28 protein-coding genes and 1 tRNA gene are annotated in these 25,106 nt (G+C 64.2%); 14 read left to right on the forward strand and 15 right to left on the reverse strand.

What is annotated here, in order from left to right; genetic code table 11:
- Positions 1 to 37: 37 nt before the first annotated feature.
- From nhaC to JDO7802_RS05295, 4 genes are all read right to left on the reverse strand, one after another.
- Positions 38 to 1,561, reverse strand: a complete 1,524-nt coding sequence (nhaC, locus tag JDO7802_RS05280) for a Na+/H+ antiporter NhaC (protein ID WP_055083393.1) — start codon at positions 1,559 to 1,561, stop codon at positions 38 to 40.
- Between the two features lie 177 nt (positions 1,562 to 1,738).
- Positions 1,739 to 1,812: transfer RNA gene (locus JDO7802_RS05285), tRNA-Arg, on the reverse strand.
- Positions 1,813 to 1,849: 37 nt separating this feature from the next.
- Positions 1,850 to 3,169, reverse strand: a complete 1,320-nt coding sequence (locus JDO7802_RS05290; protein ID WP_055083396.1) for an ABC1 kinase family protein — start codon at positions 3,167 to 3,169, stop codon at positions 1,850 to 1,852.
- Positions 3,166 to 3,681: a CIA30 family protein gene (locus tag JDO7802_RS05295; RefSeq protein ID WP_245624117.1), complete on the reverse strand. Its 516-nt coding sequence runs from the start codon at positions 3,679 to 3,681 to the stop codon at positions 3,166 to 3,168. The genes JDO7802_RS05290 and JDO7802_RS05295 overlap by 4 nt, the downstream gene beginning before the upstream one ends.
- Positions 3,682 to 3,763: 82 nt before the next feature.
- On the opposite strand from JDO7802_RS05295, the gene JDO7802_RS05300 reads away from it, so the two are divergent.
- Together JDO7802_RS05300 and JDO7802_RS05305 are read left to right on the forward strand one after the other, a co-directional pair.
- Positions 3,764 to 4,936, forward strand: a complete 1,173-nt coding sequence (locus JDO7802_RS05300) for a BaiN/RdsA family NAD(P)/FAD-dependent oxidoreductase (protein ID WP_144430571.1) — start codon at positions 3,764 to 3,766, stop codon at positions 4,934 to 4,936.
- A 31-nt stretch (positions 4,937 to 4,967) separates the two neighbouring features.
- Positions 4,968 to 6,152, forward strand: coding sequence for a winged helix-turn-helix domain-containing protein (locus tag JDO7802_RS05305; protein ID WP_055083398.1), 1,185 nt, complete (start codon positions 4,968 to 4,970; stop codon positions 6,150 to 6,152).
- On the opposite strand, the gene JDO7802_RS05310 is transcribed toward JDO7802_RS05305, so the two are convergent.
- On the reverse strand, positions 6,149 to 6,460 hold the full coding sequence (locus JDO7802_RS05310; RefSeq protein WP_055083400.1) for an ETC complex I subunit: 312 nt from the start codon (positions 6,458 to 6,460) through the stop codon (positions 6,149 to 6,151). The two genes, JDO7802_RS05305 and JDO7802_RS05310, sit on opposite strands and share 4 nt — an antisense overlap.
- Positions 6,461 to 6,606: 146 nt before the next feature.
- Between JDO7802_RS05310 and uvrB the strand changes: the two genes are divergently transcribed.
- The 3 genes from uvrB to JDO7802_RS18995 all read left to right on the forward strand — a co-directional run bounded on the left by uvrB (position 6,607) and on the right by JDO7802_RS18995 (position 10,827).
- Complete coding sequence (uvrB, locus tag JDO7802_RS05315) at positions 6,607 to 8,838, forward strand: excinuclease ABC subunit UvrB (RefSeq protein WP_438501625.1); 2,232 nt, start codon at positions 6,607 to 6,609, stop codon at positions 8,836 to 8,838.
- A gap of 59 nt (positions 8,839 to 8,897) precedes the next feature.
- The gene (locus tag JDO7802_RS05320) at positions 8,898 to 9,614 is read left to right on the forward strand and encodes a hypothetical protein (protein WP_055083401.1); all 717 of its coding nucleotides are present in this window, start codon (positions 8,898 to 8,900) and stop codon (positions 9,612 to 9,614) included.
- Between the two features lie 268 nt (positions 9,615 to 9,882).
- Positions 9,883 to 10,827, forward strand: a complete 945-nt coding sequence (locus JDO7802_RS18995; protein WP_222836395.1) for an aminoglycoside phosphotransferase family protein — start codon at positions 9,883 to 9,885, stop codon at positions 10,825 to 10,827.
- Between the two features lie 85 nt (positions 10,828 to 10,912).
- Here the strand turns inward: JDO7802_RS18995 and JDO7802_RS05330 are convergent, their stop codons facing one another.
- From JDO7802_RS05330 to dacB, 4 genes are all read right to left on the reverse strand, one after another.
- Positions 10,913 to 11,383, reverse strand: a complete 471-nt coding sequence (locus JDO7802_RS05330) for a DUF427 domain-containing protein (RefSeq protein ID WP_055083405.1) — start codon at positions 11,381 to 11,383, stop codon at positions 10,913 to 10,915.
- An 82-nt stretch (positions 11,384 to 11,465) separates the two neighbouring features.
- The gene (locus JDO7802_RS05335; RefSeq protein ID WP_055083407.1) at positions 11,466 to 11,780 is read right to left on the reverse strand and encodes a DUF5665 domain-containing protein; all 315 of its coding nucleotides are present in this window, start codon (positions 11,778 to 11,780) and stop codon (positions 11,466 to 11,468) included.
- A 17-nt stretch (positions 11,781 to 11,797) separates the two neighbouring features.
- Positions 11,798 to 12,274, reverse strand: coding sequence for a TrmH family RNA methyltransferase (locus JDO7802_RS05340; RefSeq protein WP_083481036.1), 477 nt, complete (start codon positions 12,272 to 12,274; stop codon positions 11,798 to 11,800).
- The gene (dacB, locus tag JDO7802_RS05345) at positions 12,253 to 13,701 is read right to left on the reverse strand and encodes a D-alanyl-D-alanine carboxypeptidase/D-alanyl-D-alanine endopeptidase (protein ID WP_055083411.1); all 1,449 of its coding nucleotides are present in this window, start codon (positions 13,699 to 13,701) and stop codon (positions 12,253 to 12,255) included. Before dacB ends, JDO7802_RS05340 begins: the two co-directional genes overlap by 22 nt.
- A gap of 104 nt (positions 13,702 to 13,805) precedes the next feature.
- On the opposite strand from dacB, the gene JDO7802_RS05350 reads away from it, so the two are divergent.
- A complete protein-coding gene (locus tag JDO7802_RS05350; protein WP_245624121.1) occupies positions 13,806 to 14,648 on the forward strand; it encodes a DMT family transporter in 843 nt (280 codons plus the stop codon).
- Here the strand turns inward: JDO7802_RS05350 and JDO7802_RS05355 are convergent.
- Positions 14,645 to 15,244, reverse strand: a complete 600-nt coding sequence (locus JDO7802_RS05355; protein ID WP_055083413.1) for a nicotinate-nucleotide adenylyltransferase — start codon at positions 15,242 to 15,244, stop codon at positions 14,645 to 14,647. The two genes, JDO7802_RS05350 and JDO7802_RS05355, sit on opposite strands and share 4 nt — an antisense overlap.
- Positions 15,245 to 15,340: 96 nt before the next feature.
- Here JDO7802_RS05355 and JDO7802_RS05360 point away from each other — a divergent pair, with 96 nt between their 5' ends.
- The 4 genes from JDO7802_RS05360 (at position 15,341) to ettA (ending at position 18,739) form a co-directional block, all read left to right on the forward strand.
- Positions 15,341 to 15,940 carry a TetR/AcrR family transcriptional regulator gene (locus JDO7802_RS05360; protein WP_055083415.1) on the forward strand — a complete coding sequence of 200 codons (600 nt, stop codon included), beginning with the start codon at positions 15,341 to 15,343 and terminating at the stop codon, positions 15,938 to 15,940.
- A gap of 53 nt (positions 15,941 to 15,993) precedes the next feature.
- Positions 15,994 to 16,716, forward strand: a complete 723-nt coding sequence (locus tag JDO7802_RS05365) for a PspA/IM30 family protein (protein ID WP_245624122.1) — start codon at positions 15,994 to 15,996, stop codon at positions 16,714 to 16,716.
- 4 nt (positions 16,717 to 16,720) lie between these two features.
- The gene (locus tag JDO7802_RS05370) at positions 16,721 to 16,999 is read left to right on the forward strand and encodes a hypothetical protein (protein ID WP_055083419.1); all 279 of its coding nucleotides are present in this window, start codon (positions 16,721 to 16,723) and stop codon (positions 16,997 to 16,999) included.
- An 84-nt stretch (positions 17,000 to 17,083) separates the two neighbouring features.
- Positions 17,084 to 18,739 (forward strand): energy-dependent translational throttle protein EttA, encoded by a 1,656-nt coding sequence (gene ettA, locus JDO7802_RS05375; protein ID WP_055083421.1) that lies wholly within the window; start codon positions 17,084 to 17,086, stop codon positions 18,737 to 18,739.
- A 49-nt stretch (positions 18,740 to 18,788) separates the two neighbouring features.
- On the opposite strand, the gene JDO7802_RS05380 is transcribed toward ettA, so the two are convergent.
- Genes JDO7802_RS05380 through fliF form a run of 5 tightly spaced genes read right to left on the reverse strand, consistent with a single transcriptional unit; the run spans position 18,789 to position 22,637 of the window.
- Positions 18,789 to 19,361 carry a hypothetical protein gene (locus JDO7802_RS05380; protein ID WP_055083423.1) on the reverse strand — a complete coding sequence of 191 codons (573 nt, stop codon included), beginning with the start codon at positions 19,359 to 19,361 and terminating at the stop codon, positions 18,789 to 18,791.
- Positions 19,362 to 19,372: 11 nt separating this feature from the next.
- Complete coding sequence (gene fliP, locus JDO7802_RS05385) at positions 19,373 to 20,092, reverse strand: flagellar type III secretion system pore protein FliP (RefSeq protein ID WP_055083425.1); 720 nt, start codon at positions 20,090 to 20,092, stop codon at positions 19,373 to 19,375.
- Positions 20,092 to 20,367, reverse strand: coding sequence for a FliM/FliN family flagellar motor switch protein (locus JDO7802_RS05390; protein ID WP_055083427.1), 276 nt, complete (start codon positions 20,365 to 20,367; stop codon positions 20,092 to 20,094). Before JDO7802_RS05390 ends, fliP begins: the two co-directional genes overlap by 1 nt.
- Positions 20,368 to 20,910 carry a FliH/SctL family protein gene (locus tag JDO7802_RS05395; protein WP_055083429.1) on the reverse strand — a complete coding sequence of 181 codons (543 nt, stop codon included), beginning with the start codon at positions 20,908 to 20,910 and terminating at the stop codon, positions 20,368 to 20,370.
- A gap of 50 nt (positions 20,911 to 20,960) precedes the next feature.
- Entirely contained in the window at positions 20,961 to 22,637 is a 1,677-nt protein-coding gene (gene fliF / locus JDO7802_RS05400; RefSeq protein ID WP_055083430.1) for a flagellar basal-body MS-ring/collar protein FliF, read from the reverse strand.
- Between the two features lie 121 nt (positions 22,638 to 22,758).
- On the opposite strand from fliF, the gene JDO7802_RS05405 reads away from it, so the two are divergent.
- From JDO7802_RS05405 to motA, 4 genes are read left to right on the forward strand one after another with little or no spacing between them, the layout of a single operon-like run.
- Positions 22,759 to 23,253 carry a flagellar basal body-associated FliL family protein gene (locus JDO7802_RS05405; RefSeq protein WP_055083432.1) on the forward strand — a complete coding sequence of 165 codons (495 nt, stop codon included), beginning with the start codon at positions 22,759 to 22,761 and terminating at the stop codon, positions 23,251 to 23,253.
- Between the two features lies 1 nt (position 23,254).
- Complete coding sequence (locus JDO7802_RS05410; RefSeq protein WP_055083434.1) at positions 23,255 to 23,656, forward strand: hypothetical protein; 402 nt, start codon at positions 23,255 to 23,257, stop codon at positions 23,654 to 23,656.
- On the forward strand, positions 23,653 to 24,228 hold the full coding sequence (locus JDO7802_RS05415) for a MotE family protein (protein ID WP_055083436.1): 576 nt from the start codon (positions 23,653 to 23,655) through the stop codon (positions 24,226 to 24,228). The genes JDO7802_RS05410 and JDO7802_RS05415 overlap by 4 nt, the downstream gene beginning before the upstream one ends.
- 3 nt (positions 24,229 to 24,231) lie before the next feature.
- Positions 24,232 to 25,095, forward strand: coding sequence for a flagellar motor stator protein MotA (gene motA, locus JDO7802_RS05420; RefSeq protein WP_055083438.1), 864 nt, complete (start codon positions 24,232 to 24,234; stop codon positions 25,093 to 25,095).
- Positions 25,096 to 25,106: the final 11 nt, after the last annotated feature.

Raw genomic sequence — 25,106 nt, forward strand, 5'->3', positions numbered from 1 at the left:
CACGGTGCGCCCCTTTTTCGGTGTCGGGTCGGTCGGCCTATTCTGCCGGGGCCTTCATCCGGCCCAGCTTGAACGGGTCTTCGTAGCCGTAAGCGGTCATGTCGGCGACGGACCGATCGTTGCTTTGCCAATCGGCGTAGTCCGTCTGCGATGCCTTAGGCGAGAAAAGCCCCGTCCAGGCGAAGATGATTCCGATCACCGGCGTCAGCCAGCAGGCGAAGGACAGAGGGATATACAGCAGGTTTTCAAAATTGCCGCCCGCAACCCCCAGCCCTAGCGCCGAAATGACGAAGGCCCCGCCCGCGTTCCAAGGGATCAGCGGGGACATGAGTGTCCCGCCCTCCTCGATCGCGCGGCTGAGGTTCAGGGTGGAATATCCCATGCCGCGATAGACCGGCGCGTACATCCGGCCCGGCAGCGCGATCGACAGATACGGATCCCCCGCCACCAGGTTCGTCGCGGTCGACGTGGCAATGGCCGCCGTCTGCACGCCCGCGAAGCTGTGCACCTTGGACAGGATCTTGGCGATGATCGCCTGAAGACACCCCGTTCGTTCCAGCGCCCCGCCAAAGCCCAGCGCGATCAGGATCAGCGAAATCGTCCACATCATCGACTGGATGCCGCCCCGGTTCAGCAGGCTGTCGATCTCGGATATTCCGGTCTCGATGCTGTAACCGCCGTTGGCGTAGCCGAAGATGTCATGCAGCGATGCGCCTTGCGCGATCATCGCCGTGATCGCCCCCGCGACGACGCCCGCGAACAGCGACGGGATCGGCGGCTTCTTGGCGATCGCCAGCCCGATCACGATCACCGCGGGCAAAAGCAGCCATGGCGAGATCGCGAAATTGTCGTCCAGCGCGCCGGTGATCGCGTCGATCCGCTCGAACGCGACCTCTCCGCCGCCCACCAGCGAGAAGCCGGCCCAGATATAGATCGCCAGCGCGATCAGCATCGCAGGCACCGTCGTCGGCATCATGTTGCGGATGTGGTCGAACAGGTTCACGCCGGTGACGGCGGGGGCCAGGTTGGTCGTGTCCGACAACGGAGAGATCTTGTCCCCGAAGAACGCGCCCGACACCACCGCACCGGCCGTCCAGTACATCGGAACGTCGAAACCCGCACCGATGCCCATCAGGGCCAGGCCCACCGTGCCCACCGTGCCCCATGACGTGCCCAGCGATACCGACACAACCGAACACATGATCATGGAGGCGGCCAGGAAGATCTGCGGCGACAGCACCTTGAGCCCATAATAGATCAACGTCGGAACCGTTCCCGATGCGATCCAGACCCCGATGATCATGCCCACGACGATCAGCACCGACACCGACGGCAGCGACACGTTGATGACGCGGAAGACCCCGTCTTCCATATTGCCCCAGTCGTGACCCAGATAGATGCCGACGATCGCGGTGATCGCCAGGCCGATGGCCAGCGGGATGTGCGGCGTGAAATCCCCGAAGTAGAAAAGCTGTATTCCCAGCACAAGAAGCGTCAGAACCACCGGCACGAGGGCCAGGCCGAAAGACGGCTTGCGCGGTTGGAGTTCGTCGGATGACATGAAGTGTCCCTTCAGGGGGTGTCGGATTGATCTACGGAACCCCACGGCGACAGGCCCCCACACCTACGGGTGCGACCGTCCTGACGCAGCCTACGACCGAACGGTAGCACGCCGGTCGCAATCTGTCGCCGCTGCGATTGGACTCGACCTTGCGGGCGGACCAAGAAGGGGGGATCGCGGGCCCAGAAGGATTCGAACCCTCGACCTGCCGATTAGAAGTCGGCTGCTCTATCCAGCTGAGCTATGGGCCCCGCGGCGTTCATGCCGCGCGGGGGGCGGCGGCGCAAGTCACAGGTGTGCCGCGATCAGTCCGCGCACATCGACCCGCGCGCGCAGCTTCGATGCCAGCAGGAACATCCCCGCGAACTTGCGCTGCAGATACAACACGTCGATCGGGACCGGCGGCGGGACGAAGCCCGACCGCGCCAAGGCCTCACCTTCGCGCTGCATCCGGCGCGGCAGGTCGGTGGCGGCGAAGTCGAAGGGATCGTGGTCGCGCAATTCATCGAACACCATCGCCATCATTCGCAGGATCCGGGCGCGGTGTTCGGCGGCGACCGCCGGCGTCAAAAGGCCCAGGTCCTGCGCTGCAATCTCGGCCCGGTCCATGGCCCCTTCCATCCCGGCGCGCAGCAGATCCCGGTACCGGGCCGCGATGTCCGGCGCGATGTCCCGCGTGGCACCGAAATCCAGCAGCACGATCCGGCCCGTATCCGCCTGCCAGCGATAATTGGCGAAGTTCGGATCGCTCTGCATCACGCCCCAGTCGAACACCTCTCGCAGGGTCAGCGCGATCAGGCATCGCGCGATGCGGTCGCGCACGTCCTGCGATGCATCCGCCGCAGCCTCGATCGGAGTGCCGTGCACGAAGGACATCGCCAGAATGCTGTCGGTCGTCCAATCGGCCTGCACCTCCGGCACCACGAAATCGGCATCGTCGGCAAGCAGGGCGCCGAACCGCGCCAGATGCCGCCCTTCCAGCGCGTAATCCGTCTCCTCGTGCAACTGCAGGCGCGCTTGCTCCAGATAGGGGGCCAGTTCGAACCCTTTGGGCAGCAGGCCAGACATGCGGATCAACGCGCCGACGTTGGCGACGTCGCTGTCAATACTGTCGGCCACGCCGGGGTATTGCACCTTCACCGCCAAATCGCGGCCATCCTTGGTGCGTGCCCGGTGCACCTGCCCGATGCTGGCGGCGGCGATGGGACGCACATCGAACGTCTCGAAGTGTCCCAGCCAGCCCTTGGGCCAGTTTTCAGCCAGCACTTTCTTCAACTGTGCAGGCGGCATGGTGTGAGCGTCGTCGCGCAGCCGCGCCATGATCTGCGCCAGTTCGGGCGGCAAAATATCGCCCGTGTCCATCGACACCAGCTGCCCGATCTTCATCGCAGCGCCCCGCATCTGGGCCAGCTGTTCGGTCACGCGGGTGATGTTGCGCGGCGTCAGCAGCAGACCCCGCATATCGGGCCGCTCCCCACGCCCCAGCGCCTGCGCGCCGCCCAGGGCCATGCGCCCCGCCACGCCCGCCGTCAGCCCGCCCATCCGGGCCAGCCGGTTGATCCGGCCCGCCGGAACGGGGATCGCGCGCGCCTTCGTCCCGTCGCTCATTCGTAAAAGCGCAGGCCCGAAACCGCGACGTCGGCCCGCATTTCGCGCCCGACCGCGATGATGCCCAGACGCCGCAGGCCGGATTTGTCGAATGCCGCGTCGGTCCGGTTCGGCTCCAGCGCGTCAAAGGGCACACGGATGGTGGTCCATTGCGCCGGCGCGTCGAAACCATAACGAAAACTCTGCCACGGCCGGGTCAGGGCATCGGTGCGCGCGCGCAGGTCGTACTGCTCGCCGTTTCCATAGACGTCGAACTCGACGCCCTGGGCGTCGCTCAGATCCGCCTCGACATCGAAGTTCATCTGCACGAACCCGCCATTGTTTTCGAGCGAGACATCCCCCGTCAGACGCGTCGCGTCGCGCCCGGCGATCACTTCCTGCGTGACCTGCCCGCTCGATACGCCGCCCATGACGGTGTCGGCCTGGAACGTCCAATCGGGGTTCAGGGTCATCGCGTCCTCCGCAAAACTCGGGGTGGTCAGGGCAAGGATCAGGGTCATCGCTTTCATCATGACCAGACACCTAGGGCGCTGCGACACCGTGGAAACCTCGTCCGCGTTGCAGCACCGCGCGGCAGACCATATGACGCGCTCCATGCACTACGATGCGATCATCCTCGGCGCGGGCGGCGCGGGCCTGATGTGCGCGGCCATCGCCGGGCAGGCGGGCGCACGCGTTCTGGTGCTCGACCATGCGCCCAAGGCCGGCAAGAAGATCCTGATTTCGGGCGGCGGGCGCTGCAATTTCACCAACACGGGGACAGAGGCGGGGAATTTCCTGTCCGAAAATCCCCATTTCGCCAAATCCGCCCTGTCACGCTACACCCAGTGGGATTTTCTTGGGATGGTACAGGCCCACGGCATCGCCTGGCACGAAAAAACGCTGGGGCAGCTGTTTTGCGACGACAGCGCGCGGCGAATCGTGGCGATGCTGCTGGACGAATGCGCCAAGGGCGGCGCTGACATCCGTCTGTCCACCCAGATCGGAGAGGTGCGCCATGCCGACGCCACCTACCACGTCGCTGGCGACACGGCGGACGCGCTGGTCATCGCCACGGGTGGTCCGTCGATCCCCAAGATGGGGGCGACCGGCGTCGCCTATGACCTGGCCCGGCAATTCGGCCTGCCCCTCGTGACGCCCCGACCCGCCTTGGTTCCGTTCACCCTGGGCGATAGCGATGCCGCCTTCAGAGAGATCTCCGGCGTGGCCGTCCCGTCGGTCGCGCGCGTCGGGTCCACCGCGTTCGAGGAGGCATCGCTCTTCACCCATCGCGGCCTGTCGGGACCGGCGGTGCTGCAGGTGTCGTCCTATTGGTCGCCGGGTCAGGCGGTGACGATCGACCTGCTGCGCGATGCGGCGGCCAAATTGCGCGATGCCCGCTCGCGGATGCCCCGCTCGGGGCTGAAGGCGGCCCTGATCGAACATCTGCCCAAACGCCTGGCGGATGTGCTGGCCGACCGCATCGCCCTGCCGACCGAACTTGGCAACGCCTCCGACGCGACGCTCGATGACGTGGCGGCGCAGCTGCAGCATCTGACGTTCCATCCCACCGGGACCGAAGGCTACGCCAAGGCCGAAGTGACGGCGGGCGGCATCGACACCGCCGCCCTGTCGTCCAAGACGATGGAGGCACGCAGCGTCCCCGGCCTCTATGCCATCGGCGAGGCGGTCGATGTGACCGGCTGGCTGGGCGGCTATAACTTTCAGTGGGCGTGGTCATCGGGCTGGGCCGCGGGGGTCGCAATCGCCGGTCGCCTGCAGGCGTGATCCGGGCGGCACGACCTGTTAGGTCCGTGCCATGAACGCCCTGCGCCGCCTTTCGAACCGCCATGCCCGCGCGATCTTCCTGGACCGGCACGGCCTGTCGGACGCGCCTTCGGGCACAGATCTGTCCCGGATCATCGGCACCCTCGGTTTCGTGCAACTCGATTCGATCAATACCGTCGTCCGCGCTCACCACATGATCCTGCACGCACGGCGCACGTCCTATCGACCCGCCGCCCTGCACCGGCTGCACGACCGGGATCGCGGCGTGTTCGAGCATTGGACCCACGATGCCAGCATGATCGACATGGCACATTTCCCGCATTGGCGCCTGCGGTTCCGGCGCAATGAGGCGAGATTGGCCGAGCGATGGACGAAATGGGGCCGCGATTTCGCGTCCAAGCTGGACGAGGTGCAGCGCCGGATCGCGGACGATGGCCCCTGTTCCTCCGCCGATGTGGGCCTGGACGAGCCGCGGTCGTCAGGCGGCTGGTGGGACTGGCATCCGTCGAAGGCGGCGCTGGAATACCTTTGGCGCACGGGCCATCTGTCGGTCACGCGCCGCGACGCATTCCGCAAGGTCTACGATCTGACCGAAAACGTGATCCCGCCCGAACAGCTGAACGCGCATCGCACGCAGGAGGAGACGATCGACTGGGCCTGCACCTTCGCGATTGACCGGCTGGGCTTTGCCACGACCGGCGAACTCGCCGCGTTCTGGGATCTCATCACCCCCGCCGAGGCAAGGGAATGGGCCACACGCGCGATACATGACGGCGACCTGATCGAAGCCGAAATCGAACAGGCCGACGGCCGGTGGCGCACGTCGTTGATCCGACCCGCAACCCTCGATCGACCTGTCCCCGACATCGCACCGCGCCTGCGCATCCTGAGCCCCTTTGACCCCGCTTTGCGCGATCGCAAGCGGGCCGAACGCCTGTTCGGGTTCCACTACCGGATCGAAATCTTCGTCCCCGAGGCGAAACGGACCTATGGCTACTACGTCTTCCCCCTCCTCGAAGGCGACCGTCTGGTCGGTCGCATCGACATGAAGGCGGAGCGCGACGCCGATCGATTGCACGTCAAGGCGCTGTGGCCCGAGGCGGGCGTTCGGTTTGGCAAAGGACGGATCGCCAGGTTGGAGCGCGCGCTGGCCCGCACCGCACGGCTGGCGGATGTCTCGGATGTGACCTTCGCGCCGGGTTGGCTGCGCGGCTAATGCGTCCAGACGCCCCGGCGATTGGTGGCGAAATTGTCGCCGTATCCACCCGGCCGCACGTTCATCTTGCGGGTCTGCGGGCGCAAAACGACGTATTCGACGCCCTTGTCGCGCGCATAATCTTCGGCATCCTTTTGGGTTTCGAACTGCAACCGAACCTGCGCCTGTGTGTCGCGCCCGCCCGTCCAGCCGGTCAGCGGATCGATTTCGCGCGCCGTTTCCGACACGTATTCCAGAACCCATTCGCGGGTCTTGGCCGTGCCCGAGGACATGGCCGTCTTGGCCGGCTTGTAGATACGCGCGCGCATGAAGCTCTCCGAGTGCAGGGATCGTATGGGTGAATACAACCTCGTCCCAGTGTGCCGCAAGGCCCCCGTGGCAGGAGAGGCGGCGTGCGGGGTTGTGACCGGCACCGCGCGAAATAGATAAGGGGCATCCCAACCCGGTGAGACCCATGGCGCACAACAACCTGAATCAGCCCAAGAGCAATGTCGCCACCCTGCCGATGCACGGGGCGGACGTCGCCATGCAGAACCGCGCCCCCGCCGCCCGTCCCAAGATGGAGGGCGGCATCCGCTTTCGCATGGACACCACGTTCGAGCCTGCGGGCGATCAGCCGACGGCCATCACGGAACTGGCGCAGGGCATCCGCGACGGCGAACAGGATCAGGTGCTTCTGGGCGCGACCGGCACCGGCAAGACCTTCACCATGGCCAAGATCATCGAGGAGACGCAGCGCCCCGCCATCATCCTCGCCCCCAACAAGACTCTCGCCGCGCAGCTCTACGGCGAATTCAAGGGCTTCTTCCCCGACAACGCGGTCGAATACTTCGTCAGCTACTACGATTATTATCAGCCCGAAGCCTACGTCGCCCGGTCCGACACCTTCATCGAGAAGGAATCCCAGATCAACGAGCAGATCGACCGGATGCGCCACTCGGCCACCCGCGCCCTGTTGGAGCGTGACGATGTCATCATCGTCGCCTCCGTCTCGTGCATCTATGGCATCGGGTCGGTCGAAACCTACGGTGCTATGACGCAAGACCTTTTTGCAGGCACGGACTACGATCAGCGCAAGGTCATGGCCGATCTGGTGGCCCAGCAATACAAGCGTAACGACGCCGGCTTTGCGCGCGGATCGTTCCGGGTGCGCGGCGACTCGCTGGAAATCTGGCCCGCCCACCTCGACGACGCGGCCTGGCGGTTGTCCTTCTTCGGGGAGGAGTTGGAGTCCATCGTCGAGTTCGACCCACTGACCGGTGCCAAATCCCGCGAGATGGAAAAGATCCGCATCTACGCGAACTCCCACTACGTCACGCCCCGCCCCACGATGCAAAGTGCGATCAAGAACATCAAACAGGAATTGCACGTTCGCCTGAAACAACTCGAAGGTGAAGGTAAACTTCTTGAGCATCAACGGCTGGAGCAACGCACCAACTTCGACATCGAGATGCTGGAGGCGACGGGTGTCTGCAACGGGATCGAGAACTACTCCCGCTATCTGACGGGCCGCGCCCCGGGCGAGCCGCCCCCCACCCTGTTCGAATATATCCCCGACAACGCCATCGTCTTTGCCGATGAATCCCATGTTTCGGTCCCGCAGATCGGCGGCATGTACAAGGGCGACTTCCGCCGCAAGATGACACTGGCCGAACACGGCTTCCGCCTGCCGTCGTGCATGGACAACCGCCCCCTCAAATTCGAGGAATGGGACGCCATGCGACCCCAATCCGTCTTCGTTTCCGCCACCCCCGCGTCTTGGGAGTTGGAGCAGACGGGCGGTGTGTTCACCGAGCAGGTCATCCGCCCCACCGGCCTTCTGGACCCGGAGGTCGAAATCCGCCCCGTCGGCACGCAGGTCGACGATCTGTTGGACGAGATCCGCAAGGTCAACGCCAAGGGCATGCGCACGCTGTGCACCACGCTGACCAAGCGCATGGCCGAGGATCTGACCGAATACCTGCACGAACAGGGCATCAAGGTCCGTTACATGCACTCCGACATCGACACGATCGAGCGGATCGAGATCCTGCGCGACCTGCGTCTGGGTGCCTTCGACGTCCTGATCGGGATCAACCTTCTGCGCGAAGGCCTCGACATCCCAGAATGCGGCCTGGTCGCGATCTTGGATGCCGACAAGGAGGGGTTCCTGCGGTCCGAAACGTCGCTGGTGCAGACCATCGGTCGGGCCGCGCGCAACGAAGATGGCCGCGTCATCATGTACGCCGACCGGATCACCGGATCGATGGAGCGCGCCATCGGGGAGACCAACCGCCGCCGCACCCGGCAGATGGCCTATAACGAGGAACACGGCATCACGCCCGCGACGGTCAAGAAGAACGTCGAGGACATTCTGGCCGGTCTTTACAAAGGCGACGTCGACATGAACCGCGTCACCGCCAAGGTAGACATGCCGCTGGCCGGTGCCAACCTTCAGGCTCATCTGGACGCGCTGCGCACCAAGATGCGCAAGGCCGCCGAAAACCTCGAGTTCGAGGAAGCGGCGAGGATGCGCGACGAGGTCAAGCGCCTGGAAACGGTCGACATGCTGGTGTCCGACGACCCCCTCGCGCGGCAGTCGGCCGTGGAGCAGGCGGTGGAGGACGCACGCAAGGCCGAAGGGCGAAGCACCGCGGGCCGACCCGGACAGCGGGGCGGCAACGTCCAACGGCGCAAAAAACGGTAAGGGCGACGCGCCGCATGAATTAACCATCGGTTAACCAATCCTGACGCATCAAGATCGCCATGCGTTTTCTTGCCGCCGTCTTGTTGTGCCTCCTCCCTACCCTCGCCGGTGCCGGTCCGTGGGTACGCGACAAGGGGCAGATCTACGCCCTGCTCAGCCACGGTGGCGGCGGCGATGGATGGACCGGTCTGTATGTCGAATACGGGGGGCCCCGCCGCCTGACGTTCGGGCTGGACGCCGGGGGCCACGTCGTCGGCCTGTCGGAACTGGCGCGCACCGGTTTCACCGACCGCGATGTCGACGGGCGCGTCCGCTCCTTCGTTCGCATCCCCGTGCCCCTTCCCGGCGGCCCCGCCGCAGCGGGGGTATTCGCCCCCTGGCTTGCAGCCGTGGAACTAAGCCTCGGCCGCGATTTCAACAGCGACGAAAACGGCGACGGCATGGTCGATACGGTCGACCGGTTCGGGATCGGCGGGACTGTCGGACACGGGTTCTCCACCCGGTTCGGCGACGGATGGACCACCCTGGACATAGCCGCCTCCTTCCCCTCCAAAGGCGAGACGCGCACGTCGCTCGGCCTCGTCGTCGGGATCAAACCCTTCGACCGTGTGGCGGTGGATATCGCCCTTTACGCAGAGCGTGAGGACGACACCGACTATTCCGTCGGCCCGACCGTCCAATACGATTTCGGCACCGTCGCCAGCGGCCGCCTCGGGGTCGCGTATACGTCGGATGGCGACATCGATGTGACCGTCGGAATCTCGCGGTCCTTTTGATCGCGTCGTCGCTCGGGCGATCCTGTCGCGCGGACCATAGGCCGCCCATGACGCGCCCAGGCCCAAAGGGCGCACCACAGCACGGCGACGAAGGCAGAGCGACGGGACCGTGAAGCTTGCGAAAAGCGGTAATCCGCACTGTGACATCAGGGCAGGTTTACATTGAGACGGCATGGGCCGACCTCTGACGCTTCTCATCAGTCTTGGTATTCGTGTGAATTTTCTCGATCCGCCATCCTGGCTCGATCTTCTCGCGACGATCGAATCCATGCCCGAACCAGTGCCCGCAGCGGTGCTCGATCCCAATGGGATCTCACAGGTCGAGCTTGTCCACCGAAGGGATGACGCAGCGCAGAGTATCCGGGTCTGGCGCGTCGTTCCGAAACGCGGCCTGCCGATTGTCGCGAAATGGAGACGCGGGCACGACGTCGCCCGATCGTGCGGGCAGGAGTATGAACGCCTCGTCGAAGGTCATCACGCGCTGCGGGCGCATGACCATTGCGGAGCGCCCGGCGTCGTGACCCATGCGGTCGGTGACGGTCTGATCGTGATGTATGCCGCCGACGGGTTCCGGCTGCGCGGCCTCGTGAAAAAGCCCGATTTTCGCGACGGGAACCGCATGCAGACGATCGAGCGAATCGGGCGGGCGCTCGCCGAGTTGCACAACAGCGCCCCGACGCTCCCACAGAAATTCGACCCCCGGTTCCTTCGATCCCAATCGCCGCAGATCGTTCGGTACCTGGGAAACCCCGAACTTGGTCAGCATTTTCGGGATATGTCGGCCCATATCACCACGACGGTCATCGACCACGCCGATCGCATTTCGGGCAGGACTATTTCCACCGTCAAAGTCCACGGAGACCTCGGCCTCAATAACCTTTTTGTCAGCCCGGCGCGCGTCACGTTCATCGATTTCGAACATGTGTCCCGGCGGGCCGCCGCTTTCGACGTGGCGAACATTCTCGTCCGGATCGAAAATGCCGCTCCCGCCCCCCGCGAGGCGGTCGGAGACGACCAGATCGTCTCCCGCTCGGACATGGTCGCATTTGCCCGTGGATACGGCACGGAGATTTTCGAGTCGCCCGTCTGGACCCTCCACATGATGCTTGCCGTGCGCCGTTTGCTCAACAATCTGTGCGGCGACGAAATCATCAACGAGGGCGAGCGGGCAACGCGCTTGGCGCATGTCGAACGAATGGTCGCGGCCTTCTGATCACTCACGATCGCAGGCCAATCGCCCGAGCCGGGGCTGCGAGCCGACACCCCAGTCAAGCACCTGCCGAAGCCCCGACGGGCCCCTACCAGCCTTCGGTTCCCGGCGCGCCCTTGACCGTGCCGCGCAGGTTTCCCGTCACCCAGCCGCCGTAAAAATTGCCCGGCTGCGGCTCCACCACGTTGCCGCCGACGCGACATTCGTCCATCGCGTGGGCATAGATCGCCAGATGATCCCTGAGCGCTGCGAACCGGTCGGTCGGCGTCGGATAATCCCAGGCGCACCGCGGGGCCGTGACCTCGCCGGCCGTGATCGTCCAATACCGCGCCGCGCCTTTCCATTCGCAAAAACTGCTGCCCGGGGCGGGCGTGATCGTGGCGCGAATATCGGCGCGCGAGATATAATAGGTCGGCGCGTGATGGGTCTCCAGCACCCGCCAGGCGCGGGTGGTCGATACGATCTCCTCCCCGCCCAGTCGGACCTGGACGCGCTGCGGCACCGCCTGCAATGCAGGCGGGCGGGGATAGGTTTGGACGTCTTCGACCGGCAAAGTCATGGAAGAGGACCTAGAGCGGCACGCGGCGCAAGAAAGATCGTGTCGGACGTATATCCGACGTAGATCACCCGTGGATCACCCGTCATTCCCCGGGCGTTTCCGGCGTCTCGTTGACCTCCACATCGATATTCATGTTGGGCTGCATGATCTCGATGATCTCCGTCGCCCAATCGCCGATGATCGGGATGAAATCGATCTGGCTCAGCGTCCAGACCGTGACCGACAGAAACACGGTCGCCCCCAGCACACCGCCCAGGCCGAAGGCAATCCCACGGTACAGCTGAAACGCCACCAACCGAGGCAAACTATTGTGAATTTTGATGAAACGGTGATTGTTGAGCTGCTGCATTTCGCGACGCAGCATCGTGAGTTCTTCGATGAGATGATCCTGATCCATTCCGGACCCTACTCAGCCTAGAGGATGCCGCGCAACGCCTGATACGCCGCAGCCGTCGCCGCATTCGCCAAGTTCAGCGACCGGATATGCGGCGACCGCATCGGCAGCTTCACCAACCGATCCTCCCGCCCCGCCAGCTCCGCCGTCGACAGCCCCACCGTCTCCTGCCCGAAGACCAGATGGAAGTCGGGAGCGAAGTCAACGTCATAGACCGACGTCGCGCCGTATTCTTCGAACAGATACAGTGACATCAGGCGCGGCGCGCGACGCGTCAGGAAGTCATCCCAGCTATCGAATTCGTGCAGCGAAACATGCTGCCAATAATCCAGCCCGGCGCGGCGAACGTTGCGGTCGGTGATCTGAAATCCGTACGGTCCAATCAGGCAAAGATCCAGATCCAAGGCCACGCAGGTACGCCCGACCGACCCGGTGTTTCCGGCAATTTCCGGACGGACCAGGACAATCGCCGGCCTCACTGATGAACCAGAGCCCACCGCTCGATCAGGTCAAACTGCAGCGATCGCGCAGCGCGCCCCCAAGCCCGCCCGCCGTCCGGCCGCTCCCGCTCGGCGACGGACAGACCGTTGCGGCGATCCAGATCGGCGGCGAAGGTCGCGAAGGCCAGGCTGCGACCGGATTGCGCGTCGAAGTATCCCGCCAGACCGGAAACGAAGTTCAGCGTGCCGGTCTTGGCCCGCACCGGCTGCCGCGGTGGACCTTCCAAGGTCAATTCCTTGAGAAGAGGGCGCAATCGGTCCTGTGCGCCATTTGCGGTCAACAGCCGGACCATGTCGGAGGCTGAGATGCGCGTCGACCCATTCAGGCCCGAATGATCGTCGAAATCCGGCCGCCGCGTTCCCGTCCGCTGATTGACCCAGGACGACATGACGTCCGCCGAGGCGCCCAACGTACGGGGGACACCGGCACGTCGGGAGGTCGCGGTCAGGCCGATGACCTCCGCCACCAGATTGGTCGAAAACCGCAGCATCGATTGCACCACCCGGTCGAGGGGAGCGCTCTGCGACGTGGCGATCACGGTCCCCGATGCGCGGCCCTGCTGCGCGGCGGGTGCCGTGATTCCGTTGGACCGCAGCATCGTACGCAGGACATCGCCGGCATAGAGGTCGGGATTGCGCACCGGCAGCCATCGTGACCCGGACCCGCCCAATTGCCCCCGCGCGACGGTCCAGGCATCGACGTCGCCTTCGCGATCATAGGTATAGACCGGAAGCGACCGGTCGGCGATGCGCATCCGTGCCGTCGCGACCGCCGGACGAAACCGTTCGGTGCGCGCGTCCATGGTCGTGGAATAGCTGCTGCCGGCCCGCGCCCAACTGAAATGCACGCGGTTGAAGTTGAGGTTCACGCCCCCGACGGACGGGTTATATCCGACGTGTTCGGGCTGGGACCGGTCGATGCGTTCGACCGCAGGAAGCGCTGCGCCGTCGATCAACAGGCGACCGGTCACTTCGCGCAGACCGGCGGCCTTGGCCTGCGTCGCAAGGTCGTTGAGACCGTCGGTATCCAGCGCCGGATCGCCGCCCCCGACCAGCACCAGGTCACCGTTCAGACGCCCGCCCACAATCGGGCCTGTCGCAACAAGCTGTGTCGTGAAGCGGTAGTCGGCCCCTAGGGTTTCCAAGGCGTAAAGCCCCGTGACCGCCTTCGCGACGGACGCCGGCGGCATCGGCCGCACCGGGTTGTAGGTTTCCAGAACTTCACCCGTTCGGGCGTCGGCGACGACGAACCCGACCCGCCCGCCAAGGCCTGCCGCCTCGACCATCGCGTCGGCGGCCGGCGCCGAGCGGATCAGCGCATCCGCCGGTTTGAACGTCGGTCGAACAGACGTATCGGGGGCATTGGCACAGGCCGGGAGGGCCGCCGTCGTCAGCGCCCCGGTGAGGAAAAATCGTCTTCGCATTCTGAAATCGCCTTTTGCAGTGCAGTCTTGATGCATGGGCACAGCCGGGAAGGGAAGGTGTTTCGCCCATGGTCGGGATCAACCCCCGGTGATAGCCCGGCATCATGAAACGCGAGATGCTTGGATCGGTGGCGTTGATGTTCGTCGCCATGTCGCTGATCCCGCTGGGGGATACCGCGGGCAAGCTGCTGACCGGGGGGCACGGCGCATCGCCCTTCTTCGTCGCGTTCAGCCGCTTTGCCGTGGGTGCGGTGATGATCGCCTTGATCCTTGGGGGACGGGTCCATTGGCATCTGTACCGCGATTGGCGCGTCTGGCTGCGCGCGGGCCTGATCGCGGCGGGCATCGCCAGCATCCTGACCGCACTTCGGACCGAGGACATCGCGACGACCTTTGGCGCGTTCTTCATCGGTCCAATCTTCAGCTACGTCCTGTCGGTCCGACTGCTGGGGGAACGGGTGACGCGGGCGCAGACGGTCCTGCTGATCGCGGGGTTCTGCGGCGTCCTGCTGGTCGTGCGGCCGGGGTTCGGGATGACGCCGGGCTTGGGCTTCGCGGTGCTGGCCGGCTTGTTCTATGGCGGGTTTCTGACGGCATCGCGATGGTTGGCGGACATCGCGCCGCCTCGCCAGCTGATGCTGTCACAAACGGTTCTGGGCACCGTGCTGCTGGCCCCGCTGGGACTGGTCGACGTGCCGGAGGTCACCGCCACGGTTTCGGAGCTGGTGCTGTTGTCCGGCGTGGCCTCGGCGTCGGGCAACCTGCTTCTGGTGCTGGCCTACCGCCGGACGGGCGCGACCGTGCTGGCACCGTTCGTCTATTTTCAGCTTATTTCCGCGACGGTGCTGGGCTGGACGGTGTTCGGCACCTTCCCCGATACACTGGCGCTCGTCGGGCTGGCGCTTCTTGTGGGTGCCGGCCTCGCCACGGTGATGGTCCGCCGCTAGGCCCAGCCGCCGTTTCGCCGGATCGCGGTGGACGACGCGGTGTGCATCGGCACATTCAGGAACGCCCACGCCGGGGCGGATCGCCTGCCCAGACCATAGGCGTCAGCCGCAGAAACCTTTGCCGCACGGTAGATCGTGGCCGCGACGGACGTGCGCGCGGCCGTCCTGTCGCCGGGCCGCGCCAGCACAGCGACGGGCACGGTGTCCATGATGTCGCGCCAATCCTGCCAGCGGTGAAATTGCGCCAGATTGTCGGCCCCCATTAGCCAGACGAACCGCACGCCAGGATAACGCCTGCGCAAGGCCGCGATCGTACGGGCGGTATAGCGCGTGCCAAGCCGCGCCTCGATATCCGTGATGGCGACGCGGGGATGATCCATCACCGCACGGGCCTGTGCAATTCGCTGCGCCAAGGGCGCGGGGCCATGGGTCTTGAGCGGATTGCCGGGGCTGACCAGCCACCACACGCGGTCCAGCCCCAGCCGTTTGAGCGCCTCGCGCGTGATGTGGGCATGACCGGCATGGGCCGGGTCAAAGGACCCGCCCAACAGGCCGATGACCTGCCCCGGCCGCGCAATGGGAAGTCCGTGTTTCATGCCGGCATCAACACCGGCGCGGGTCGCACGTGCAAGGCGATTGCGGATCGACCCCGTGGCGCGTATTTGTGAACTTTGTTCAAAGTCGGAGCGTTCATGTCCACCGCAGACCGCCGCGCCAGCCTGCGCGAAACCCTGATCGACATCGCCCGCACCCGCATCGTCGCCGAGGGGACCGGCGCCTTGAAGGCGCGCGATCTGGCCCGGGCAGCGGAGTGTTCGGTCGGGTCGATCTACAATGTCTTCGGCGACATGCACGACGTCATCATGGCGGTGAACGGCCAGACCTTCGCCGCTCTGGGGGATTACGTCTCGGGGGCGGTGGCGCGGTCGGCGGAGACGGACCCGACGGCGCGCATGGTCGTGATGGCCGAAGCCTATCTGGAGTTTGCGGCCACCCAGCCGTCGCTATGGCGCGCCCTGTTCGACGTGCCGATCACCGATCAAAGCGATCTGCCGGACTGGTATCTGCAAGCACTCGACCAGCTGCTGGCGATCATCGATGCCCCCCTGAGAGAGGTCTATCCCGATCTGCCCGACGCAGAAATCCGGGTCCGCACGCGGGCGCTCTTCTCGGCGGTGCATGGTATCGTCCTGTTGGGGATCGAGGATCGGATATCGGGCGTGGCAGACGACCGGCTGTCCGACATGATCCGGTTCATCCTGTCGTCGGCGACCGGACGTAACGTCATTTGAACGTTGTTCAAATATAACTTGAACAACGTTCACTTGCGACGCATGTCATCTTTATGAACAAGGTTCACGGAGGTGACGACATGCTCAAGACACTCTCGACCCTGCTTCGCGGCGCGGCCGCCACGCAGGAGGAAGCGCTGCGCGACAAACACGCGATCGCTTTGATCGATCAGAAAATCCGGGAGGCCGACGGTCAGATGAAGGCCGCCAAGGGCACGCTGGCCACGATGGTTCAGCGCGAACGGTCCGAGCGGCGTCAGCTGGATCAGGTCGAGGCGCGCTGCTGCGATCTGCTGACACGAGCCCGCGACGCCATGAACGGCGGACGCGACGATCTTGCCAACGAAGCTGCCGAGGCCGTTGCACAGTTGGAGAACGAGGCCCGCGTGCGCCGCGATGCCCTGTCCCGGGTCGAAGTCAGGGTAAGCCGTTTGCGCCGGACGATCGAACAGACGCATCGCCGTCTGATCGACCTGCGGCAGGGGGCCATGGCCGCCCGCTCCATCCGCCGTGAACAGCTGATGCAGTCGCGTCTGCGCACCACATTGGGCACGGACGCCGCCATCGACGAGGCCGAGGCGCTGATCGCCGACGTCCTGCGTCGCGACGATCCGGGCGAACAGGCCGACATCCTGCGCGAGACCGAGGGGGAGCTGTCGTACGACACCCTGCCCGACCGCATGGCCGACGCGGGCTTCGGCAAGCGCGGCAAGACCACCGGGGCCGATGTGCTGGCCCGCCTGAAAACCAACGATATCCCCTCCGAAAAGGACTGATCCCATGGACCGCAACGACGACAACCGTCTCATCATTTTCTTCAACTTTGCCGGCGTGGTGGCAAGCTACGTGCTGCTGGCCATTTCGCTCTACAAATCGCCGGAAGTCCCGCTGTCGACCAAGGGGTTCTGGGGCATCGCCGTCCTGATGCTTACGATCAGCCTGGTCAACGTCGTGAAGTACCGCTTCGACGCCCGGCTGAGCACCGACCGCATCCAACGCATCGAGGAGGCCCGCAATGAACGCCTGCTGGAGGATTACGTGACCGACAAGGCGGCCTGACCCCCGCGACCTGGTTCGGGCGTTGCCCCGGGCCGGGTCGTGTCTTACATGGCGACCATACCCGAATTCCGGAGGCTATCGAGCATGGCGAGCTATCAATACGTCTATCACATGGACGGCGTGTCCAAGACTTATCCCGGCGGCAAGAAGGTGTTCGAGAACATCCGCCTGTCGTTCCTGCCCGGCGTCAAGATCGGCGTCGTGGGCGTCAACGGCACGGGCAAGTCGTCCCTGATGCGGATCATGGCCGGTCAGGACAAGGATTTCCAGGGCGAAGCCTGGGCCGCCGAGGGCGCCAAGATCGGCTATCTGAGCCAGGAGCCGGAACTCGACGAAGACAAGACCGTGCGCGAGAACGTCATGCAGGGCGTCGCCGCGCAGCAGGCCATTCTGGACCGCTATAACGACCTGGCCATGAATTACTCCGACGAAACGGCGGAGGAGATGGGCAAGCTGCAGGACGAAATCGACAGCAAGAACCTGTGGGATCTGGACAGCCGCGTGGACATCGCGCTGGAAGCCCTGCGCTGCCCGCCCGACGACGCATCGGTGACGAACCTGTCGGGCGGTGAACGCCGCCGCGTGGCGCTGTGCAAGCTTCTGCTGGATGCGCCCGACATGCTGCTGCTGGACGAGCCAACGAACCATCTGGACGCCGAGACGATCGCATGGCTGCAGCGGCACCTGATCGACTACAAGGGCACGATCCTGATCGTGACGCACGACCGCTACTTCCTGGACGACATCACGTCTTGGATTCTGGAGCTGGAGCGCGGCAAGGGCATTCCCTACGAAGGCAATTATTCGGCTTGGGTCGAGCAGAAGGCCAAGCGGTTGGAGCAGGAAGCCAAGGAGGACAAGTCCCGCGGCAAGACGCTGGAACGCGAACTCGAATGGATGCGCGCCGGTCAGAAGGCCCGACAGTCGAAGTCCAAGGCCCGGATCGCCGCCTATCACGAGATGGCGGATCGCTCCGAGAAGGACCGGGTCGGCAAGGCGCAGATCATCATCCCGAACGGCCCCCGCCTTGGCAACAAAGTAATCGAAGCGGAAGGTCTGACCAAAGCCTATGGCGACAAGCTGTTGTTCGAAAACCTGAGTTTCTCCCTGCCGCCCGGCGGCATCGTCGGCGTGATCGGTGCCAACGGCGCGGGCAAATCCACGCTGTTCCGCATGATGACCGGGCAGGAAACGCCGGATTCAGGCAAGGTCGAGTTCGGCGATACTGTCAAACTGTCTTACGTGGATCAGTCACGCGACGACCTGAACCCCGACGACAATGTCTGGCAGGCGATTTCCGGCGGTGCCGAGATCATCAAGCTGGGCGACGCGGAAATCGCGTCGCGGGCGTACTGTGGGGCGTTCAACTTCAAGGGATCCGACCAGCAGAAGAAGGTCGGCATCCTGTCGGGCGGTGAACGCAACCGGGTCCATATGGCGCGCCTGCTCAAGGACGGCGGCAATGTCCTGCTGCTCGACGAACCGACGAACGATCTGGACGTCGAGACCCTGCGCGCGCTGGAAGACGCGATCGAGAACTTCGCCGGCTGCGCCGTGGTCATATCGCACGACCGCTTCTTCCTCGACCGGCTGTGCACGCACATCCTCGCGTTCGAGGGCAACAGCCACGTCGAATGGTTCGAAGGCAACTTCAAAGCCTATGAGGAAGACAAGGCCCGCCGCCTGGGCCCCGACTCGCTGGAGCCCAAGCGCGTGCTGCACAAGAAGTTCACCCGCTGATTTCGTCTGCGGGTTTTGGCGGAGCGATCCGCTCCGCCGATCCTCCGGATCAGCGCGCCTCCAATTGACGCAAGGCCCGGTGGACCGCGCGCACCTGCCCACCCGGCAGGCTGCGCAGGGCGCTGGCCTGATCCATCGATGGCTTGCCCAGCAGGGTCATCGCGATGATCGCCGGGTGTTCGCGTGCGAGGGTCGCCCGATCGAGCGTGGCATCCACGATCCGGGTCACGTCCGCGGCAGCGAATACGCTGGGGTCCGTCGACACGCCGGACCCGGCTTGCGCCTGCGGCCGATGGGGCATCGGGGCCGTCAGGTTCAACCGTGACGCCGGACTGGTCGGCGTGCCGCCGGTCGGTTGCGGCGAAACAGGTGTCGACAGCGTTGGCGGGGCCTTGGTGAACAGACGGCGACGACGCGGCGGCGGTGCCTTGGGCGCTTCGCCCTCAACCGTGCGGATCAGGTCATTGGCCCAATCGCGCAGACGCTCGGGCGACACGCCTTCGGGCGCGGCCTGCCCCGGCTCCAGCATGGCGATCAGGGCGCGGGCCTTTTCGGCATTCGTCACCGGTGCGACCGGGGCGGCGATGGCGGGGGATCGGTTGGCAGGGGGAGCAAGGGACATGAGAACCTCTTTCAAAGATAACTGCGGACGAGCGCGCCTGATATGAGCGTCCAGCCGTCCACGACGACGAAGAACGCAAGCTTGAACGGCAGAGAGACGATCGCGGGTGGAACCATCATCATGCCCATCGACATCAGGATCGCTGCCGCCACCATGTCGATGATCAAAAACGGCATGAAGACGAGAAAGCCGATTTGGAACGCTCGCGTAATCTCCGACAGCAGGAAGGACGGGACCAGGACCGACAGCGCTCCCTCCTCCGCCTGTGGACGCAGATCGGCGAGGTGGGCCAAAGTGTCGACGTCGACGCGCGCCATCATGAAGGTGCGAAAGGGTTCGATCGCCGCTGGAATGGCGTCCGCCGGCTCCATCTCTCCGCGTGTAAGGGGACCAATGCCGATGTCCCAGGCTGCCATGACCACCGGCTCCATGACGAAATACGTCAAGAACATAGCGAGGCTGATGATCAGCATATTGGGCGGGGCCGCCTGCAGGCCGATGGCCTGACGCATGATCGACAGCACGGTCACGATGAATGGAAAGCACGTGATAGTGACCGCAATTCCGGGGGCCAAGCTCAGCACGGTGAGCAGTGCGATCAGCTGAACCGTGCGCAGCGTGACCGATCCGTCGCCCAGATCCAGATTGAGATCCTGGGCCGCAGCCATCCCCGGCAGGCAGGCAAGGCACACTAGGCCGATTGGAACGGCCAGTCGCGCATGGCGATGCATCACGCGATTTCGTCCGTTTCGGTCACTTCGGTCAGCTTGACGGCGAGACGCCCGGTGGTATCGCCCTCGATCTCCTGCAACTCGCCGCGTCCGATCAAACGATCCCCGGCATAGAGTTCCACCGGATCGGAAACGCCCCGATCGAGCGGCAGGATCGCATCGCGTTTCAGCGTCAGCAATTCGGAAACCGTCGGATGCGCGCGTCCGACCGAGATCGTGATCTCCACCGGTACGCGGGACAGGGCGGATTTGGGTTCAGGGGATGCGTCGGACATTCAGGCCTCCTTCACGTCGGCGGCATTCTGCCCCCGATTCAATGTGGCAAAATAGGTATCGAGGGCCGCGTCCATGTCGGACAGGACCCCGTCGAGATCGATCCGCCGTTCCTGACCCGTCCACCGGATCAGGGCCTGCGACATTGCAAGCGCGGGTTCGGCGGCGACGATTGCCTGATCGGGTGGAATGCCGGCGTGCGTCAGCAACCGCGACAGCGCCGACACGTCTTCGGGCGAAACCAGAATCCGTAGCTGACCGTTCGCCGACTCAAGCGCCGACGTGATTTCCTCGACCAGCGTCGCATGAAAGCTCCGCTCGACAGCGTGAGGCAGGATCTTGTCGAAGATGTCGCGCAAGGCCGGTTCCAGATCTGCAATCAGCGCGCCCTGCAGATCACAATGCTCCCCGGAGAGTTGGATCAGACGGTCTGCCAATTGCGCGCCGACCCGGGTCTGCTCCTCATCGACCTGGGCCATCGCATCGTCCCAACCGGCGTTGTATCCGTCATCGAACCGACCATCCTCGGGTTCGGGAATGGGCATGGAGGGTGCGGAATGCCGCGCCGACCGTCCAAAATCCTCTAAAAGAGCCGTCATTGCTGCGATTCCGTCGGGGTCTCATCCATCCAGCCACGCAGAACCTCGACCGTTTCCTCGCGGCGGTCCGCGATCAGGCTCCGCAGGCGGTCAACAGGATCCTGCGGATCGCCATCGGCTCCCTCCGTCGCGCCAAACGCGCCCAAATTGCTCAGGTCGGAAAGATCGGCCATCGCCGCTGCGGCATCGGGTTTCGCCGTGACCATCCGGTCGGCGGTGGCGCGATCCGGTGCCGGTAATTCCTGCGGAGCGGCCAACGGATCGGCTCCGCCGGGGTCCGTTTCAAGAACTTCGCCGTTTCTGACCGGTGCGGGCAATTGCGGAGTCATCACGCGCGCCAAGACCGGACGGACGACGAACGCCAGAAGGCCTAATGCGACGGCGGCCAAGAGGCCTGCGGTCACAAGCTGCGTGACTTGCCCACCGGTCATGAAAGGCAGCGACAGACCGGGTGCCGCGTCGGCATTGGCCGGCACGTCGAATTCCATGCTGCGCACGGTCACTTCGTCCCCCCGCTCCTCCCGAAAGCCAACGGCGGATTGGACCAGCTCTCGAATCATGTCGAGTTCGGCGGCATCGCGCGGGGCCCACTCGGTTGTGCCGTCTTCCGCGACGGCAGCCTGGCCATCGACCATAACGGCGACTGTCAGCCGCTCGATCGCGCCGGGTCCCCGCTCAATCTGACGTTCGGTTGCGGAGAAATCGTAATTCACCCGTTCCCGCGTTTCGGCGTTGTTGCTTTGCGATCCTTCGCCCCCGTCGGCGGCATCACCCTCGGGCAGGTTGCTGGCCACCGTGACACCGACGCCCGCGCCACCGCGATCGGACGCCGTTCGCTCTTCGGTGTCGGTGCTCAACACGACGCGGCTGTCGGGGTCCAGAACACGTTCGGTGATGCGTTCGACATCCTTGCGCGTCTCGACGGCAAGTTCCACGACATACCGCCCCTCGCCCACACGCGCTGCCAGAAGGTTCTCGACGGAGGCCCGCATCTCAGCGACGCGCGTTGCGCGCTGATCTTCCTCGGTATCGACCGCACCGCCACCCACGACCCGCCCACTCGCCGCGTCGATCACCGTGACGTCTTCTGGAACGAGGTTCTGGACCGCCCCCGCCACAAGCGATTGGACCGCACGCGCCAAGGAAGACCCGACGGCCCCCGACGTCATCTGAACCGTCACGGAAGCCGTTGCGGACCGATCGCGGGAAAATGGGGACGAATCGGCCGTCGCCAGATGGACACGCGCCAATTTCACCCCCGGAGAGGCAAGGATCGTTCGCGTCAGCTCCCCCTCTCGCGCGCGCCAATATGCGGCATCGAACATTTGCGAGGTCGTGCCGAACCCGCTCAGCCCGTCCAGGACTTCGTAGCCCGTACCGTCCATACGCGGCAGCCCTTCACCGGCAAGCTGCATTCGAAGAGCATCGCGCATCGCGCCATCGACGTAGATCGAATCGCCCTGAATGTCATAGGCGACACCGCGCGCGTCCAGACTGGCAACCACTTCGGAGGCAGCAGCGGGTTCGAGCCGCGCGAACAACAACTCCATGCGCGGGGCCGTGGCCAACCGGGTCAGAAAGAAAACGGCAAGAAACGCGACAAGCGTCGCGCCAGCCAAGATCGCAAGCCGCTTCTTGTCCTGTGCCTGCCAGGCTGTCGTCAGGTTCTCCACACGCGATCCTCCGGGATGCTGCTACCCGTTCTGGGTACGAGGCCTAGAATTCCGCAATTGCATTAACATTCGGTTAGCCCCGGTCAGTTAGGACAAACCTCGAACTCATGAGGGTATTCCCATGGCCGATTCCGAAGACCCAAACGCGATCGATTCTGACAAGCCTAAGAAAGGGCTTGGAAAAATTGGCTGGCTGATTGCCGTCGTCCTTGCCCTTGGACTTGGCGGTGGCGGATTTTACGCGACCCATTCGGGCCTTCTGCTCGGGTCACCGGACATGGCCAGCGACCCTAATGACGGATCGGACAACGGGCCCGCCGCACCGATCTATCTGGAACTCGACCCGATGATGATCTCGGTGGGCGATGCGGGATCGATTCGCCAGATGCGGTTCCGCGCCGTTCTTCAGTTGGAGAAGGGGCACGCGAATGTCGCGGCCCTTCAGCCGCGCATCCTCGACATTTTCTCGACGTACCTTCGCGCGGTGTCGGTCACGCGACTCGAAGATCCGACGGCTCTCCTGGACCTCAGGGCGCAACTTTTGCGCCGCGTGCAACTGCTGGCTGGCGACGGGTCGGTCAGCGATCTTCTCATCATTGATTTCGTGATTACCTGACATGCAAATACTTGGCCTTATCTCCGACCTCCTCTTGCTCGCCGGAACAGGTGCGATGGCGCTCTGGTGTCGTGTGCTGACGAAGCGACTTAGAGCGTTCAACGACGTCGATTCGGGGCTTGGTGGTACGATCGCGACACTTACGAAGCAGGTCGATGACCTGAAGGCGTCGATAGACACAGCGACCGAATGCGCTCGGGATCGAGCCGATCTGCTTGAGCAAGGCAATGCCAGAGCCGACGATCGAATCGGTCGTATGGAGATGCTACTCGTCAGCCTAGAGGATCTGGAGGGCGACGTCGCCGAACACCTTTTACAGGACGAGGCATCCGCACAGGTAGATATGCTGCCGAGCTTTCGCGCATCCCGGCCCGATGCCGTCGCGTCGGAGGGTCACCGATGAACCTGTGGCCACGATCCTTGCGCAAAATATCGATCACACTCGTAATTGTCGTGCTGACGATGTCAGGCCTGACGCGGATTGTGTCTGCCAGCTTGTCGACGCGGTCCACGATAGAGCCGACACCGGCGTCGGCCCCGCTTTCCCGGCTGGACGGAACGGAGTCGCGGGAAGTCGCGGAGTTGATCCGCGATCTGGACCGACGTGACGAGGCCATGAAGGCCCGCGAACTGGCCGTCGCCCTGCGCGAACAGGACATTACGTTGGCCCGGCAGGAAATCGAAGCGGCGCTGCGCAGAATGGCCGCCGCCGAAGCCCGGCTTGCCGACCGGATGCAGATGTCCAGTACGGCGGCGGACACCGATATTGACCGCTTGGTGCGCGTTTATGAGGGGATGAAGCCAAAGGAGGCCGCCGTCTTGTTCGAAGCGATGGAGCCAGCCTTCGCATCCGGATTTCTTGCCCGGATGACCGCCGATGCCGCGTCAGCACTCTTCTCCAATCTCAGCCCGGAAAAAGCCTATGCACTCAGCGTGTTGATGGCCGGGCGCAATGCAAACGCAGCGACGGAGTAGAACATGATTGGAATTGCCGGAATTGCCTGCGTCTTCATCATGGTCTTCGGCGGCTATCTCATGGCCGGCGGAAAGATGGGCATCATCCTAAAGTCACTTCCTTTCGAAATGACGATGATCGGAGGTGCCGCCGTGGGGGCCTTCCTGATCGGCAACAGCATGGCTGAGGTCAAACATACGCTTCGGGACATCAAAAAGGTGTTCAAGGGGGCTCATTGGAAACCGGACGACTACCGTGAACTTCTGTGTCTGCTGTTCGAGTTGATCCGTCTCGGTCGCCAAAATGCAGTGGCACTGGAAGAACATATCGAGAACCCCGACGATTCCGCTATCTTTTCGAGTTACCCGCGCATTCTGGCCGATGCGGAAGCGGTCGCGATGATTTGCGACACGCTGCGCGCCGTTTCCATGAATTACGACGACCCGCATCAGGTCGAAGAAGTTCTAGGAAATCGGCTGGAGGAAAACCTCCACCATTCCATGCATGCAAGCCATGCGTTGCAGAACATGGCCGATAGCTTGCCGGCGCTTGGAATCGTCGCAGCCGTGCTGGGTGTCATCAAGACCATGGGATCGATCGATCAGCCACCTGAAGTGCTTGGCAAGCTGATCGGCGGGGCGCTGGTCGGAACGTTCCTGGGCGTCTTTCTTGCCTATGGGATCGTGGGGCCTTTCTCAGTGCGTCTGAAAGCCGTGAGTGAGCAGGATTCGAACTTCTATGGTCTGATCCAAGACGTTCTCGTGGCGAACCTTCAAAATCATCCGACGAACATCTGCATCGAAGTTGGTCGGCAATCCACGCCGACCCACATCCGACCCAGCTATGCCGAACTCGAAGAAGCGCTGAAGGCACGGAAGGCCGCATGACGTTGCGGTGT

The sequence above is a fragment of the Jannaschia donghaensis genome (assembly GCF_001403795.1).
GTDB classification, from domain to species: domain Bacteria; phylum Pseudomonadota; class Alphaproteobacteria; order Rhodobacterales; family Rhodobacteraceae; genus Jannaschia; species Jannaschia donghaensis.

What these genes read in the sequence shown, in the direction of transcription:
- nhaC (WP_055083393.1), bottom strand. Translation starts at nt 1,561, where the DNA reads ATGTCATCCGACGAACTCCAACCGCGCAAGCCGTCTTTCGGCCTGGCC.
- JDO7802_RS05290 (WP_055083396.1), bottom strand. Translation starts at nt 3,169, where the DNA reads ATGAGCGACGGGACGAAGGCGCGCGCGATCCCCGTTCCGGCGGGCCGG.
- JDO7802_RS05295 (WP_245624117.1), bottom strand. Translation starts at nt 3,681, where the DNA reads ATGATGAAAGCGATGACCCTGATCCTTGCCCTGACCACCCCGAGTTTT.
- JDO7802_RS05300 (WP_144430571.1), top strand. Translation starts at nt 3,764, where the DNA reads ATGCACTACGATGCGATCATCCTCGGCGCGGGCGGCGCGGGCCTGATG.
- JDO7802_RS05305 (WP_055083398.1), top strand. Translation starts at nt 4,968, where the DNA reads ATGAACGCCCTGCGCCGCCTTTCGAACCGCCATGCCCGCGCGATCTTC.
- JDO7802_RS05310 (WP_055083400.1), bottom strand. Translation starts at nt 6,460, where the DNA reads ATGCGCGCGCGTATCTACAAGCCGGCCAAGACGGCCATGTCCTCGGGC.
- uvrB (WP_438501625.1), top strand. Translation starts at nt 6,607, where the DNA reads ATGGCGCACAACAACCTGAATCAGCCCAAGAGCAATGTCGCCACCCTG.
- JDO7802_RS05320 (WP_055083401.1), top strand. Translation starts at nt 8,898, where the DNA reads ATGCGTTTTCTTGCCGCCGTCTTGTTGTGCCTCCTCCCTACCCTCGCC.
- JDO7802_RS18995 (WP_222836395.1), top strand. Translation starts at nt 9,883, where the DNA reads ATGCCCGAACCAGTGCCCGCAGCGGTGCTCGATCCCAATGGGATCTCA.
- JDO7802_RS05330 (WP_055083405.1), bottom strand. Translation starts at nt 11,383, where the DNA reads ATGACTTTGCCGGTCGAAGACGTCCAAACCTATCCCCGCCCGCCTGCA.
- JDO7802_RS05335 (WP_055083407.1), bottom strand. Translation starts at nt 11,780, where the DNA reads ATGGATCAGGATCATCTCATCGAAGAACTCACGATGCTGCGTCGCGAA.
- dacB (WP_055083411.1), bottom strand. Translation starts at nt 13,701, where the DNA reads ATGCGAAGACGATTTTTCCTCACCGGGGCGCTGACGACGGCGGCCCTC.
- JDO7802_RS05350 (WP_245624121.1), top strand. Translation starts at nt 13,806, where the DNA reads ATGAAACGCGAGATGCTTGGATCGGTGGCGTTGATGTTCGTCGCCATG.
- JDO7802_RS05355 (WP_055083413.1), bottom strand. Translation starts at nt 15,244, where the DNA reads ATGAAACACGGACTTCCCATTGCGCGGCCGGGGCAGGTCATCGGCCTG.
- JDO7802_RS05360 (WP_055083415.1), top strand. Translation starts at nt 15,341, where the DNA reads ATGTCCACCGCAGACCGCCGCGCCAGCCTGCGCGAAACCCTGATCGAC.
- JDO7802_RS05365 (WP_245624122.1), top strand. Translation starts at nt 15,994, where the DNA reads ATGAACAAGGTTCACGGAGGTGACGACATGCTCAAGACACTCTCGACC.
- JDO7802_RS05370 (WP_055083419.1), top strand. Translation starts at nt 16,721, where the DNA reads ATGGACCGCAACGACGACAACCGTCTCATCATTTTCTTCAACTTTGCC.
- ettA (WP_055083421.1), top strand. Translation starts at nt 17,084, where the DNA reads ATGGCGAGCTATCAATACGTCTATCACATGGACGGCGTGTCCAAGACT.
- JDO7802_RS05380 (WP_055083423.1), bottom strand. Translation starts at nt 19,361, where the DNA reads ATGTCCCTTGCTCCCCCTGCCAACCGATCCCCCGCCATCGCCGCCCCG.
- fliP (WP_055083425.1), bottom strand. Translation starts at nt 20,092, where the DNA reads ATGCATCGCCATGCGCGACTGGCCGTTCCAATCGGCCTAGTGTGCCTT.
- JDO7802_RS05390 (WP_055083427.1), bottom strand. Translation starts at nt 20,367, where the DNA reads ATGTCCGACGCATCCCCTGAACCCAAATCCGCCCTGTCCCGCGTACCG.
- JDO7802_RS05395 (WP_055083429.1), bottom strand. Translation starts at nt 20,910, where the DNA reads ATGCCCATTCCCGAACCCGAGGATGGTCGGTTCGATGACGGATACAAC.
- JDO7802_RS05405 (WP_055083432.1), top strand. Translation starts at nt 22,759, where the DNA reads ATGGCCGATTCCGAAGACCCAAACGCGATCGATTCTGACAAGCCTAAG.
- JDO7802_RS05410 (WP_055083434.1), top strand. Translation starts at nt 23,255, where the DNA reads ATGCAAATACTTGGCCTTATCTCCGACCTCCTCTTGCTCGCCGGAACA.
- JDO7802_RS05415 (WP_055083436.1), top strand. Translation starts at nt 23,653, where the DNA reads ATGAACCTGTGGCCACGATCCTTGCGCAAAATATCGATCACACTCGTA.
- motA (WP_055083438.1), top strand. Translation starts at nt 24,232, where the DNA reads ATGATTGGAATTGCCGGAATTGCCTGCGTCTTCATCATGGTCTTCGGC.